This is a genomic window from Micromonospora sp. PLK6-60 (assembly GCF_019890675.1).
Classification (GTDB): Bacteria; Actinomycetota; Actinomycetes; order Mycobacteriales; family Micromonosporaceae; genus Micromonospora.
Map to the genome: position 1 here is coordinate 253465 of NZ_JAIOAA010000005.1, position 14194 is coordinate 267658.

Here is a 14194-nt window from a genome sequence, read left to right on the forward strand (position 1 = left end):
GCGTCGAACATCAGGCCCATCAAGGGCAAGAGATCCGAACAAGATTCTGCAACGAGGGCTTTCGGGGCGGAGTGGTTCGGTGGAGGATGGCCGGATGCCCCTCGCACCGAACGATGTACGGCGGTTCGCCGCCCTGGACGACACCGACCGCGCGATCCTGACCGAGCTGGCCGCCGACGGCCGGCTGCCCAACAACGCCCTGGCCGAGCGGGTCGGGGTGGCCCCGTCGACCTGCCTGACCCGGACCCGGGCGCTGCGGGAGTGTGGCGCCATCCGGGGGTTCCACGCCGAGGTGGATCCGGCGGCGGTGGGCCTGCCGTTGCAGGCGCTGGTGTCGGTGCGCCTGACGGCGCACGAGCGGGCGGCGGTGGACGCGTTCCGGGCCCGTTCGGTGCGGCTGCCCGGGGTGGTGTCGGTGTTCCACGTGGCGGGCGCGGAGGACTACGTGCTGCACGTGCGGGCCGCCTCCGGTGACGCACTGCGCGACTTCGTGCTGGATCAGCTGGCCGTCGATCCGGCGGTGCAGCACACCCAGACCAGCCTGATCTTCGAGCAGGCGCGCGGGCTCGGCTGACCGCGCGCCGGTGGGTGGGCGGGTCAGGCCCCACCCACCGGCGGCACCGGTCAGGGGGTGAAGCGGTAGAGCCGGTGGTTCTTGGTGTAGTACAGGTTGCCCCAGCTGTCCGAGGCGAGGTGTTCCGCGCCGACGTTGGTGTCCAGCACCGTCAGCTTCCGGGTACTCCGGTTGATCTTGAACAGCGTGTCGCCGGCGAGGCCGTACACGTTCGCGGTGTCCTGCGGGATCGTGAGGAGCTTGGCGTCCTCGTAGATGCCGTTGTCGTAGTTGATGTCGAGGATGCTCTCGACCGACGTGACCTTGTTGGTGGCCGGGTCGTACACGAAGAGGTAGCCCTCGCCGATGCCCCAGATCTTGCCGCCCACCTCGGCGAGCGCGGTGATGGCGGTGATCTTGTCCGCCAGGGCCGAGCGCCCGAGGCACGGGCTGGGCACGGTCTTCTGCTTGGTGACCGGGTCGTAGACGAAGAACTCGGCGCACGACTGGGTGGGCTTCTGCTCGACGCCGAGCCCGCCCCGGATGGAGCTGCCGCCGTAGAGCTTGCCGTTGAGGTAGACCAGCGAGACGACGCTCTGGTCGGGCACGAAGTCCACCTTGACCTCCGCGGCCGAGCCGTCCAGGTTGGCGACGGTGAGCGCGCCCCTGTGCGAGTTGGACTTGGGTACGGTGCCGACGAAGAGCTTGCCGCCGCCCGTCGTGATGGCGTACGGCCGGTCCTGGTAGTTGTCCTTGCTGCCCAGGTCCAGCGGGAGCTCCCGGGGGTTGCTCTCCGGCAGGCCGGTGCACCTCAGCACGGCGTTGCCCTGCCGGGGGCAGTTCCACGGCCGCGCCGGGTCGTACTCGTAGACCTTGGCGTGCGGGTAGGCGCCGATGTACATCCGGCTGCCCTGGGTGGTGATCGTCTCGGCCTGGGTGACGCCGCGCCTGGTCGGGGCGTCCGGGGTGATCTCGGCGGCGTCGCCACGGATGGGCTGGTAGACCCCGATGCCGCCGGTGAGGAAGCCGCCGCTGTAGATCCGGCCGTCCGGGCCGGTGCCGATGGCGCTGATGTCCATGGCGAGCAGCGGCGCGCCGGCGATCTCCCGGGTCTCGCTCCAGTTGGTGGTCGGGTTGTACTTGAACAGGTAGCTCTTGCCGTCCGAGCCGTGGCCGACGACCACGAGCGTCTCACCGGGCAGGGAGGTGGCTTTCATCTGCACCCAGCCGAGGCTGTTGACGGTGAGGAAGGTGCCGATCGGCTGCCCGGCCCCGTCGGTGACGCCGGTCAGGCCCGCGCCGGGGTTCGCGATGTCGTAGACCTTGAGCTGGTTGCTGCTCATTACGTAGACCTTGCCGTCGCGGGCGGGCGCGACGGTCAGGGCCGAGTTGGCGAAGGTCGCCTCCTCGACCGCGGACGGCACCCCGTTCGCGTTCTCGTCGACGCGCAGGACGGAGAGCTTTCCGCTGCCCCAGACCACGAAAAGCCGGTTGCCGGTCCAGGTCATGCCGCCGACGGTGGCCTCGTCCGCGTGGCCGCCGACGGTGATGTCGTACGTCTTTCCGCTGTCCCGGTCGTAGCTGAGCAGCGCGGCCGGGGTGCCCACCCCCAGGAAGGTGCGGCCGGTGTGCCCGGTCTGGCCCGACTCCGGGTCGAAGGCCAGCGCGCGCACGTAGGTCTTGCCCGGCCAGAACGGCACGCTGCCGACCGTGGTGATGGTGTCTCCCGGGTCACCCGGCGCGTAGCTGAAGAAGCCGGCGGTGTTGTAGGTGCCGCCGTAGATCCGGCCGCCCCGCCCCGGGGCGAGGTCCCAGACGTAGCTCTCCTTGGACTCGGGCACGGCGGAGCCGAGCGAGATCAGCGACTTGGTGCCGGGGAGGTACCGGTACAGGCCGGCGTTGTGGTAGGTGCCGACGTAGACCGAGCCGTCGGTGGCGGTGGTGGCCGCCCAGCCGCCGGCCGCGCCCGGCAGCTTCTGCGGGGTGTCCACCACGGCGTTGGTGTCCACGTCGACGGTGGCCAGCTTGGCCGGGTTGTTGGTGGTGTCGCTGGAGCCGGTGAAGACGCCGTACACCTTGTTCTGGTCGGTGCCGATGCCGAAGGTGCTGGCGTTGACCTGGCCGGCGTCGACCTGCGCGCCGACGTAGACGCTCTCGCCCTGGTTGCTGACCGCCACCTCGTCGACGTAGAAGGTGCCCTTGCTGCCGCCCGAGGAGTAGGGCAGCACGGACATGAAGGCGCTGCCGGTCGGGGCCGTGCCGGTCACCCGGATGGGGCTCCACCCGCCCCGGGTGCCGCTGAACGCGGTGATGGCGCTGGTCAGGTATCCGCCGTTCGCGTCGTAGAAGCGCAGGTAGAGCTGGGGCGTCGCCTCCTCGTCGACCCAGAACTTCGCGAAGGCCGTGTAGGAGGCGCCGGCGACGACCTGCATGGCCGGCGTGCTGGCCGTGCCCGCGGTCTCCAGCCCGGTGCCGGTCTCGGTGCTGCCGTCGGCGATCTTGAGGCTGGTGGATCCGTCGGAGGCCTTCTCGGTGGTGACGGTGTTGCCGCCCACCCCGAACTGCTTCCAGCCGGTCAGGCCGCTTTCGAAGCTGCCGTTGACGAAGGCGCGATCTGCGGCCTGCGCGGGCGGCGACACTCCGGCCAGCGCGCCGAGCAGCAGCGCCGCGGCGACCGCGACGGTCCGCCGGTACCCGGCGCGCCGGTCTCGTCGGTTACTCAAAGTGACTGCTCCTGTGGAGAGGGGTGATCAGGGCTGGCTAACGATAGGGCATCCGCGTCCGTTCCATGACCCCGTGTCCTGTTCGGAGCGCGGCGACAGATTCTGGTGGAACAATTCGGGCGGGCCGCACGTTGGCCACAGTCGTGATCGACGTACCGATGTCTGTTCTTGATCTTGCTCCGGTCGCCGCGACCGGCTCCGCCGGTGAGGCGCTGCGGCACACCACCGCGCTGGCCCGCCGCACCGAGGAGCTGGGCTACCGGCGGTTCTGGGTGGCTGAGCACCACAACATGCCGGCCATCGCCAGCTCGGCGCCGGCGGTGCTGCTGGCGCACCTGGCCGCCCACACCAGCACCATCCGGCTGGGCTCGGGCGGGGTGATGCTGCCCAACCACGCGCCGCTGGTGGTGGCCGAGCAGTTCGGCACCCTGGAGGCGCTGCACCCGGGCCGGATCGACCTGGGCATCGGCCGCGCGCCGGGCACCGACCAGGTGACCGCGCTGGCGCTGCGCCGGACCATGGAGGGGCTGTCGGCGGAGCACTTCCCGCGCGAGCTGGCCGACCTGATGAACTACTTCAGCGGCGCCGAGCCGGGCCCGATCACCGCGACCCCGGGTCGGGGCCAGTCGCCGGCGGTCTGGCTGCTCGGATCCAGCGGGTTCAGCGCCCAGTTGGCCGGCCTGCTCGGGCTGCCGTTCTCGTTCGCGCACCACTTCAGCGCGCAGAACACCGTCCCGGCGTTGCAGCTCTACCGGCAGAGCTTCCGGCCGTCGCAGTGGCTGGACCGGCCGTACGCGATGGTGGCGGTGAACGCGGTGTGCGCGGAGACCGACGAGCGGGCGGAGTGGCTGGCCGGCCCGGCCGGCCTGTCGTTCCTCAAGCTGCGGTCGGGGCGGCCCGAGCCGCTGGTGACGCCGGAGGAGGCGGCCGCCTACCCGTACTCGGAGTTCGAGCGGGAGTTCGTCGCCCAGCGCCGGGACGGCCAGGCGACCGGCTCGCCGGAGACCGTGGCCCGGCAGCTCGGTGCGCTGCTGGAGCGCACGGCCGCCGACGAGCTGATGCTGACCACGATGGTGTACGACGTGGCCGACCGGGTGCGCTCGTTCGAGCTGATCGCCGAGAAGGTGGCCGGTGGCCTGCGCCGGTAGGGCCGAAACACGCTCTTCATAGCCACGTCACCGCAGCGTCGCGCACAACGCATAGCTTTATCCCCGGTGGTGGTACGGCATTCCCGGTCGGGACGGGTCGGGAATGCCGCGGTGTGGTGCACCGGGTCGCCGACTGTGCGGATTCCGCGGTCGGCGGCCCGGTGCCTGCCGTTTCGGCCTCAGCGCAGATAGATGTTCGGCGCAGGCGGCGTGCTCATGCCGTCGCCCAGGAAGAAGCCCGGGTGCGGCGGCTGGTTGTAGGCGGTGTTCTGCCAGGCGATCGCGACCCGATACTGCGGATCGTGCATCAGGGTGGGCAGCCGCAGCCCGGTGGTGACGGGCGTGCTGTAGACGCGCAGCGCGGTGCTGTCGGCGGTGCGCCAGACCACCTCCTCGCGCCAGTCGCCGAACAGGTCGGCGGAGAGCGCCGGGGTGGACTTGGTGCCGTTGTTGGAGGCGACGTTGCTGCCGGTGAGCAGCCGGGTCTCGCCCCCGGTGCCGTACTTGTCGATCTTGGTGGCGTCGAGCAGCTCGCGGACCGGGTCGCCGTCCCACCAGATCAGGAAGTTCGCCGACGAGGGCTTGCGGCCGACGTTCTGCCCACGGGTGTTGAGCAGGCCGTCGACCGCCGACGACCAGGACTCCGCGCCGGGGCTGCCGGCCCAGACGTCGGCGGAGACGCCCCGGCCGTTGTCGCCGTTCGGCGCGGTCTGCCAGAGAAGCTGGCCGGTACGCGCGTCGGACATCCACGAGCTGGGCTTGCTGCCGTCCTCGTCGACCTTGAAGACCTCCAGGCCGGCGCGGGACGGGTCGAGGTCGCCGACGTGCAGGGCGTCGCCGTGGCCGTTGCCGGTGGAATAGAGCAGGCGGCCGTTGTCGTCGATCGTGGCCGCCCCGTACACGATCTCCTGGCGGCCGTCGTTGTCCACGTCGGCGACGGAGAGCTGGTGGTTGCCCTGACCGGCGGCGGCGCCGTTGCCGGCGGCGTTGGAGTCGAACGTCCAGCGCTTGGTCAGCGCGCCGTTGCGGAAGTCCCAGGCGGCGATGACCGCGCGGGTGTAGTAGCCACGCGCCATGATCAGCGAGGGGCGCTGACCGTCCAGATAGGCGGTGCCGGCGAGGAACCGGTCGACCCGGTTGCCGTACGAGTCGCCCCAGGAGGAGACGGTGCCGCGCGGCGGGTCGTAGTCGACGGTGGACAGGGCGGCGCCGGTGCGGCCGTCGAACATGGTCAGGTACTCGGGGCCGGCGAGCACGTAGCCGCTGGAGTTGCGGTGGTCGGCCGACGCGGAGCCGATCACCTGGCCGGTGCCGGAGCGGGTGCCGTCGGCGGTCTTCATGGCCACCTCGGCGTCCCCGTCGCCGTCGTAGTCGTACACCTGGAACTGGGTGTAGTGGGCGCCGGCGCGGATGTTGCGGCCCAGGTCGATCCGCCACAGCCGGGCGCCGGTCAGGGTGTAGGCGTCGACGTAGACGTTGCCGGTGTAGCCGGACTGCGAGTTGTCCTTGCTGTTGGACGGGTCCCACTTGAGCACGAACTCGTAGCGGCCGTCGCCGTCGAGGTCACCGACGCTCGCGTCGTTGGCCGAGTAGCTGTACGCCTCGCCGCTGGGCGTGGTGCCGCCCGGCGGGGCCTGGATCGGCACGTCCAGGTAGCCGTTGGCGAACTGGAGCGCCGGGGCCGACGCCGCCTGCTCGGCGCCGTCCACCACGGCCCGCACGGTGTACGCGGACCCGGCCGCCGCGCCGCCGTCCAGGTAGCTGGTGGCGCCGGTGATCGGGCTGGCGTTGACCCTGGTGGCGCCGCGGTAGAGGTTGAACGCCACGCCCGAGGTCTCGGTGCCGAGCAGCCGCCAGGAGACCAGGTTCCCGGAGCCGGAGCGGACGCTGACCAGCCCTCGGTCCAGCTTCTCCATCTGCTTGGCGCCGGCCGGTGGGGTGGTCGGCGGCGGCGTGGTGGGTGGCGGGGCGGTGGTGGGAGGTGGTGCGGTGGTGGGTGGTGGTGCGGTGGTCGGCGTCGAGGTCGGCGGCGCGCCGGTGCAGGTGGTGCCGTTGAGCGTGAAGGCGGCCGGGGCCGGGTTGGTGGTGTTGTTCCACGAGGCGTTGAAGCCGAAGTTCGCGGTGCCGCCGGTGCCGATGGCCCCGTTGTAGCCGGCGTCGCGGGCGGTGACCTGGGTGCCGGACTGGCTGACCGTGGCGTTCCAGGCCTGGGTGACCTGCTGGCCGGCGGTGAAGCTCCAGCCGAGCGTCCAGCCGTTGACCGGGTCGCCGAGGTTGGTCACGGTGACGTCGGCGCCGAAGCCGCCGCCCCACTGGTTGGTGATCCGGTAGTCGACCCGGCAACCGGCCGCGGCCGCGGAGGCAGTCACGGTGGTCAGGCCGGCGGCGGTGAGGGTGCCTGCCGCGGCCACGGCGAGCAGCAGGGTACGGCAGCGTGCTGTGCTGGGGTGCACGGAAATGGCCTCCGGAGGAGGTGTGCGCGGGGCGTGCTGCGACGCCGGCCTGCCCGGGGCCAGCGGCTGCGCCGCGCGGAACGACGGGGGACGGACGTATCGACGTCCGTTGTTCGGCTCCGCGTACCGCCGATGCTAGGGCAGCGCCCGGTGACCGCACAACGACTCACTCTTGCCCCGGGCCGGTCGACCTGATCGACTCGTGGCATGGCTGCGCACATGACCCCGGAGGAGTTCCGCCGCGCCGGCTACGCGGTGGTCGACTGGATCGCCGAATACTGGTCGACGCTCGGCGAGCGGCCGGTGACCTCCCAGGACCCGCCGGGCACGGTGGCCGCCGCGCTGCCGCCGACAGCGCCGGAGCGCGGCGAGCCGGTGGACGCGGTGCTGGCCGACCTGGACACCCTGGTCACCCCCGGGCTGACCCATTGGCAGCATCCGGGTTTCTTCGGCTACTTCCCGGCCAACACCAGCGGTCCCAGCGTGCTCGGTGACATGGTCAGCTCCGCCCTCGGGGTGCAGGGGATGCTCTGGGCCACCGGGCCGGCCTGCACCGAGCTGGAGACGGTGATGCTGGACTGGCTGGCCGAGCTGATGGACCTGCCGCAGCGGTTCCGCTCCACCAGCACGGGCGGCGGGGTCATCCAGGATTCGGCGTCGTCGGCGACCCTGGTCGCCACGCTCGCCGCGCTGCACCGGGCGAGCAAGGGCCGGTGGCGCACCGACGGCCTGGACCGGCGCTACCGCTCCTACACCTCCACCCAGGGTCACTCCTCCATCGAGAAGGCGGCCAGGGTCGCCGGGCTGGGCGCCGAGGGAGTACGCGTGGTCGAGGTGGACCCGGCCAGCCAAACGATGGACCCGACGGCGCTGCGGGCGGCGATCGAGGCCGACCTGGCCGCCCGGGACGTACCGGCGATCGTGGTGGCAACCGTGGGCACCACCTCCACCACGGCGGTGGACCCGCTACCGGAGATCGGCGCGATCTGCGCCGAGTACGGCGTCTGGCTGCACGTCGACGCCGCGTACGCCGGGGCGGCGGCGGTCTGCCCGGAGCTGCGCTGGGCGCACGCCGGGCTGGAACACGCCGACTCGTACTGTTTCGACGCGCACAAGTGGCTGCTCACCGGCTTCGACTGCGACCTGTTCTGGGTGGCCGACCGGGCCGAGCTGGTCGAGGCGCTGACGGTGATGCCGGAGTACCTGCGCAACGCGGCGAGCGAATCCGGCGCGGTGATCGACTACCGGGACTGGCAGGTGCCGCTGGGCCGCCGGTTCCGCGCCCTGAAGCTCTGGTTCGTGCTGCGTTGGTACGGCGCGGAGGGGTTGCGGGCGCACATCCGCTCCGGGGTGGCGCTGGCCGACCGGTTCGCCGCGCGGGTGGCCGAGGACGACCGCTTCGAGCTGACGGCGGCGCACCCGTTCTCGCTGGTCTGCTTCCGGCTGTCCGCCGGGGACGAGGCGAGCGCCGAGTTGTTGCGCCGGGTGAACGCCACCGGTCGGGTGCATCTGACGCACACCCGGGTCGCCGGCCGGTACACGCTGCGGCTGGCGGTCGGCTCGCCGTCGACCACCGAGGCACACGTGGACGAGGCGTGGCAGCTGCTGAGCAGCGCCGCGGACGAGCTGGTCGCGCCCTGACCCGGCCCGGCCGCCTACCCGGGCAAGGGCCGGGCGGCGAACCGCGACGCGTCGGCCGGAATGCGGCACCGGCCACCGACCGGCGCAGCTGAGCGACCTCGGCGGGCGGGCGAACCCGGGTGACGTACCCGGGATGGTCAGCGGTCGACGGCGGCCAGCGTGGGCGACGGCTCGGCGTCGCCCACGGCGGGCGGCGCGGGGTGGTCGGTGGGTGCGGGGGCCGCGAGCGCGGTGGCGGCGACGGCCCGGGCCCGGCGGGTGCGGCGCAGCGCACGCACGGCCAGCACCAGGGCGACCAGCCAACCGGCGGCGAGCAGGGCATAGACGGCGGGGCGGGCGGTGCCGCCCAGGTCACCGGCGCGCATCAGGGTACGGGCGTTGGTCAGCACGATCACCCCGCCGACGACGGCGCCGAGCACCTGAGCGGGGACGATGCGCACCAGCCAGGCCGCGATCGGGGCGGCGATCAGGCCACCGACCAGCAGCGCGGCCACGATCGGCAGCAGGAAGCCCTCCGCGCCGAGCCCGATCAGGAAACCGACACTGGCGGCGCCCGCCACCACGAACTCGGAGGTGTCCACCGAACCGATGACCTTGCGCGGCTCCATCCGTCCGGAAACCAGCAGGGCCGGCGTGGCGACCGGCCCCCAGCCGCCACCGCCGGTGGCGTCGACGAAGCCGGCCACCAGTCCCAGCGGGGCGAGGAAGCGGCTGCGCAGCCGGCCGCCGGCGCGGTTGGCGCGCAGCGGCCGGGAGAAGCGAACCAGCAGGTACGCGCCGAGGGTGAACAGGATGGCGGCCATCCACGGGGCGGCCGACTCGGTGGAGATGGAGCTGAGGAAGGTGGCCCCGGCGAACGCGCCGATCGCGCCGGGCAACGCGATCCGGCCGACCACCCGCCAGTCGACGTTGCCGAAGCGCCAGTGCGAGACGCCGGCGGCGAGGGTGGTGCCGATCTCGGCCAGGTGCACCGAGGCGGAGGCGGCAGCCGGCGCGACCCCGGCGAGCAGCAGCAGCGTCGACGAGGTCAGCCCGTACGCCATGCCGAGCGCGCCGTCGACCAGTTGCGCGGCGAACCCGACCAGGGCGAGGACCAGCAGCTTGCGCACGAGCGCCCCCTGACTTTTCGGCATCTCCTATCGACTTGGTCGACAATGCGGCACGGGGCGGCCCGGGGTCAAGCCCTCATCCGCCTTGTGAGACGGCCGACCCGAAACGGACGCGGCCGGCAGGAGGTGGCTGGCGGGCACGACAGCAGGCGGCGCATCCAGCGGAAGATCGCCCCGGCGGTTTTCGGTCCGCCTCGCCCGGCCCTCGCGCCGAGCGCCGAGCGCCGAGCGCCGAGGGCCGAGGGCCGAGGGCCGAGGGCCGCCTCGACCGCCTACCAACTTGATGGCGTGAACGAATCACCGCGGCCGACAAACCGGGCATTCCATGCCCCGGTTGAACCGTCTACGTCATCAAGTTCGTAGGCTGCGGACCGCACCAGCCGGACCGGCGGCGAAACGCAGGCGACGGCGTCGCCCCGAGCGGCCCAGGCGCGGCCGGTCGGTCGGACGCGGCCGGTCGGTCGGACGCGGCCGGTCGGTCGGACGCGGCCGGTCGGTCGGACGAGCGCGACCGGTCGGCGGGACAGCGCGGCGGGCCGGCGGGGTGGCGGACCGGCAGGGCGGCGGGACGGCAGGGCGGCGGGACGGCAGGGCGGCGGGACGGCGGGGCGGCAGGCCGGCAGGGCGAGCTCAGCTCCAGGCGCGCGGGTCGGCGGCCAGCTCGCTGACCCGTCCCGGCAGGGTGCCGGTGGCGACGTCGGCGATGGTGACCTGCTCCAGGATCTCCCGCTCGCTGGCCCGCAGCGCGATCCAGACGTCCTGCAGCGCCCGGGCCGCGCCCTGGTAGCCGAGCTGCTCGGGACGCTGGCCCCGGACGTGCGCCAGCGGCCCGTCGATCACCCGGATCACCTCGGCCAGGGAGATCTCCGCGGCCGGCCGGGCCAGCCAGTAGCCGCCCTCCGGGCCGCGCTGGGCGTGCACGATGCCGCCCCGGCGCAGTTGGAGCAGGATGCTCTCCAGGAACTTCGGCGGGATCTCCTGCGCCCGGGCGATCTGCTCGGCGGTGACCGGCCGGCTGCGCCCGCCGGTCGCCGTGCCGTCGGTCACCGCCGCCAACTCGGCAGCCGCGCGGAGGGCGTAGTCGACCCGGGCGGAGAGACGCATGCGGCAAAGGTTAGTCGGCGATCATCCGCCCGGGCGAGCGACCCTCCGCCGCTCGGCCGGGCCGCCCACCGGCAACCGGCCTGCCCCGGCCGGCGGCCCCGCGAGCCGGACAGCCAGCGGCCCCGCGAGGCGGACAGCCAGCGGCCCCGCGAGGCGGACAGCCGGCAGGCTCGCGAGGCGGACAGCCGGCGGGCCCGGGAAGCGGACAGCCGGCGGGCCGGCGAGGCGGACAGCCGACAGGACCGCGAGGCGGACAGCCGGCGGCGTCGAGGTCAGGCGCCGACCCGGCGCAGCAGCCCCTCCTGCACGGCGCTGGCGATGTGCCGGCCGTCGGTGGTGAACATCCGGCCGGTGGCCAGGCCCCGGGCGCCGGACGCCGAAGGGCTCCAGCAGTCGTACAGGAACCACTCGTCGGCCCGGAACTGCCGGTGGAACCAGAGCGCGTGGTCGAGGCTCGCACCCACCACTCCCCCGGGCCCCCACACCTCGCCGTGCACCGAGAGCACCGAGTCCAGCAGGGTCAGGTCGGAGGCGTACGTGAGGGCGCAGGCGTGCAGCAGCGGGTCGTCGGGCAGCTTGCCGTCGATGCGCATCCACACCCGCTGGTGCGGCTCGGCCGGCCGGTCGCCGGGGCGCACCCAGCCGGGCTCGCCGACGTAGCGCACGTCGATCGGGCGGGGGATCTGGCCCCAGATGCCGAGCCGCTCCGGGTAGCGGGAGAGCCGGTCGGTCATGGTGGGCACCTCGTCCGGGCCGGGCACGTCGGCCGGGGTGGGCGCCTGGTGGTCCAACCCCTCCTCCTGCCGCTGGAACGAGGCCGACATGAAGAAGATCGGCTTGTCGTGTTGCAGGGCCACCGAGCGGCGCACCGAGAAGGAGCGGCCGTCGCGGACGTTCTCCACCTGGTATTCGATCGGCTCGGCCGGGTCGCCCGGCCGGACGAAGTAGCCGTGCAACGAGTGCACGAAGCGTTCGGCGTCCACCGTGCGCCCGGCGGCGACCAGGGCCTGCCCGGCTACCTGCCCGCCGTAGACCCGCTGCGGGCCGACCGGGGGGCTCATCCCCCGGAAGGTCATCTCGCCGGTGTGGTCGAGGTCCAGCACCTCCAGCAGTTGGTCGACCGCGGCCTGGCCGACCGCGGCGGCACCGCCGGTCACCCGGTCACCCCGGTAGACGAGCGCCGAGCCGCGCTCACTGCAGCGCCCGGGCGGAGGCCGCGTCGACAAGCGAACCGAGCTGGTGCACCCGCAGGGTGTTGGTGGAGCCGGGGGTGCCGGGCGGGCTGCCCGCCACGATCACCACGTACTCGCCGGGGGTGGCCCGGTTGAGCCCGAGCAGCGCCTGGTCGACCTGGCGGAACATGTCGTCGGTGTGCTCGACGAAGGGCATCAGGAAGGTCTCCACGCCCCAGCAGAGGGCGAGCTGGTTGCGCACCTCGGGCACCGGGGTGAAGGCCAGCAGCGGCAGGTCGCAGTGCAGCCGGGAGAGCCGCTTGACGGTGTCGCCGGTCTGCGAGAAGGCGACCAGGGCCTTGGCGCCGATGGCCCGGGCGATGGAGGACGCGCCGACGGTGAGCGCGCCGCCGTGCGTACGGGGGTCGTGCTGGAGCCGGGGCACGGCGATCGAGCCGGCCTCGGTGGTGCTGATGATCTTGGCCATGGTGCTGACGGTGAGCACCGGGTACTTGCCGACGCTGGTCTCGCCGGAGAGCATCACCGCGTCGGCGCCGTCGAGCACCGCGTTCGCCACGTCGGAGGCCTCGGCGCGGGTCGGCCGGGAATTCTCGATCATGGAGTCGAGCATCTGGGTGGCGACGATGACCGGCTTGGCGTTCTCCCGGCACAGCTGCACGGCGCGCTTCTGCACCAGCGGCACCTGGTCCAGCGGAAGCTCCACGCCGAGGTCGCCGCGGGCGACCATGACGCCGTCGAAGGCCAGCACGATCGCCTCGAGGTTGTCGACCGCCTCGGGCTTCTCCACCTTGGCCAGGACCGGGCGCTGCACGCCCTCCTCGGCCATGATCGAGTGGACCAGCTTGATGTCGTCCGCCGAGCGGACGAAGGAGAGCGCGATCAGGTCGACGCCCAACCCCAGGGCGAAGCGCAGGTCCGCGGCGTCCTTGTCGGACAGGGCGGGCACGCTGACCGCCACGTTGGGCAGCGAGACGCCCTTGTTGTTGGAGACCGGCCCGCCCTCGGTGACCAGGACCCGGATGTCGGCGCCGGCCACCTCGCTGACCTCGACGGCCACCCGGCCGTCGTCGATCAGCAGCCGGTCACCGGCCTTGACCTCCTGCGGCAGCTTCTTGTAGGTGCAGGAGACCCGCTCCCGGGTGCCGACGATGTCGTCGCTGGTGATCACGACGGAGTCACCGGTGCGCCACTCGTGCGGGCCGTCGGCGAAGCGGCCCAGGCGGATCTTGGGGCCCTGCAGGTCGGCGAGCACGGCCACGGGCCGGCCGGCGGCGTCCGCCGCCTCGCGGACCAGGCGGTAGACCGCCTCGTGGTCGGCGTGACTGCCGTGGCTGAAGTTCAACCTCGCCACGTTCATGCCCGCTTCGACCAGGCCCCGGATCCGCTCCGGGGACGAGGTGGCGGGGCCGAGGGTGCAGACGATCTTCGCGCGGCGGTTCACGCCCATCAGGCTAGTCTCTCCTCCGGATCGACCTGCCGGCCGACCCCTTACGGACTGCGGTACTCCCCCGTCCGGTGGCGCGCGGGTGCGCGGCCGGGGACGGGCGACCGCACCGGGGATCTCGTGAGTGGCGGGCATCGGCGACCGCGCGCCGGGAATCGTACCGCTCGGCCGCGCCGGCCGCCGGGGGGACGCACCCGCCCCCGGACCGCCCGCCACCTCGACGGCGCGCCGCCGGGGGTCCGGCCCTCAGCTCTGCGCCTTCGCGAGCGGAAAATCCAGCGAGCCGGCCGGGCAGAGGAAGGTCATCACGTCGACCTGGTAGAGGCCGGCCTGCACGGCCGGGTCGGCCGCCATGACGCCGCGCACGTCGTCCACCGAACCGGTGCGGGCCAGCCCGAAACCGATCGGCGGGGCCGGCTCCCGGGCCGGGCCGTCCACCGAGCCGGCCACCAGCACGATCCCGCGCCGCTGCAACGCCTGCATGTGCTGGAAGTGCTCGGCCTGCAACCGCTGCACCGTCTCCTCCGGCAGGGCCGGCCCGGCCGGGCCGGGATAGAGCACGATGCACTCGTAGGTGTCGAGCGCGAAGTCCAGCTTCGGGGTCCCCACGATGGCGCTCCCTTCCGCGCTGCCGGCGCCGCCCGCGGCGGAGCCACCCGACTCGCCCCAGCCTCGCACGGCACGGCCCGTCCCAGCGGCGGCTCCGACCAACTCGGGTCGCGGCGTGACCGATTCCGCCCGGGCCGCGGCGACCGTCCGGGACCCGCGCCGCACCGTCGATGATCAACGAGACCGACAGTCGGATCCCGCTGGTACGGTCCCACTG

10 protein-coding genes are annotated in these 14194 nt (G+C 73.0%); 3 read left to right on the plus strand and 7 right to left on the minus strand.

Annotated features, from left to right (window positions below; genetic code table 11):
* Positions 1–94: 94 nt before the first annotated feature.
* Positions 95–574 carry an Lrp/AsnC family transcriptional regulator gene (locus K7640_RS12660; RefSeq protein ID WP_222954968.1) on the plus strand — a complete coding sequence of 160 codons (480 nt, stop codon included), beginning with the start codon at positions 95–97 and terminating at the stop codon, positions 572–574.
* 50 nt (positions 575–624) lie between these two features.
* On the opposite strand, the gene K7640_RS12665 is transcribed toward K7640_RS12660, so the two are convergent.
* Positions 625–3276, minus strand: coding sequence for a carbohydrate binding domain-containing protein (locus K7640_RS12665; RefSeq protein ID WP_222954969.1), 2652 nt, complete (start codon positions 3274–3276; stop codon positions 625–627).
* A 158-nt stretch (positions 3277–3434) separates the two neighbouring features.
* Between K7640_RS12665 and K7640_RS12670 the strand changes: the two genes are divergently transcribed.
* Positions 3435–4424, plus strand: a complete 990-nt coding sequence (locus K7640_RS12670) for an LLM class flavin-dependent oxidoreductase (protein ID WP_222954970.1) — start codon at positions 3435–3437, stop codon at positions 4422–4424.
* 179 nt (positions 4425–4603) lie between these two features.
* Here K7640_RS12670 and K7640_RS12675 read toward each other — a convergent pair whose 3' ends face one another.
* Positions 4604–6877 carry a cellulose binding domain-containing protein gene (locus K7640_RS12675; protein ID WP_222954971.1) on the minus strand — a complete coding sequence of 758 codons (2274 nt, stop codon included), beginning with the start codon at positions 6875–6877 and terminating at the stop codon, positions 4604–4606.
* Between the two features lie 207 nt (positions 6878–7084).
* Between K7640_RS12675 and K7640_RS12680 the strand changes: the two genes are divergently transcribed.
* Positions 7085–8518 (plus strand): pyridoxal-dependent decarboxylase, encoded by a 1434-nt coding sequence (locus K7640_RS12680; RefSeq protein WP_255608764.1) that lies wholly within the window; start codon positions 7085–7087, stop codon positions 8516–8518.
* A gap of 137 nt (positions 8519–8655) precedes the next feature.
* Here the strand turns inward: K7640_RS12680 and K7640_RS12685 are convergent, their stop codons facing one another.
* From K7640_RS12685 to K7640_RS12705, 5 genes are all read right to left on the minus strand, one after another.
* A complete protein-coding gene (locus tag K7640_RS12685) occupies positions 8656–9627 on the minus strand; it encodes a sulfite exporter TauE/SafE family protein (RefSeq protein WP_308042531.1) in 972 nt (323 codons plus the stop codon).
* Between the two features lie 630 nt (positions 9628–10257).
* Positions 10258–10731 (minus strand): Rrf2 family transcriptional regulator, encoded by a 474-nt coding sequence (locus K7640_RS12690; RefSeq protein ID WP_222954972.1) that lies wholly within the window; start codon positions 10729–10731, stop codon positions 10258–10260.
* A 272-nt stretch (positions 10732–11003) separates the two neighbouring features.
* Positions 11004–11888 carry an acyl-CoA thioesterase II gene (locus K7640_RS12695; RefSeq protein ID WP_222954973.1) on the minus strand — a complete coding sequence of 295 codons (885 nt, stop codon included), beginning with the start codon at positions 11886–11888 and terminating at the stop codon, positions 11004–11006.
* Between the two features lie 34 nt (positions 11889–11922).
* Positions 11923–13371: a pyruvate kinase gene (pyk, locus tag K7640_RS12700; RefSeq protein WP_222954974.1), complete on the minus strand. Its 1449-nt coding sequence runs from the start codon at positions 13369–13371 to the stop codon at positions 11923–11925.
* 243 nt (positions 13372–13614) lie between these two features.
* A complete protein-coding gene (locus tag K7640_RS12705; protein ID WP_308042532.1) occupies positions 13615–13977 on the minus strand; it encodes a YciI family protein in 363 nt (120 codons plus the stop codon).
* Between the last annotated feature and the right edge of the window lie 217 nt (positions 13978–14194).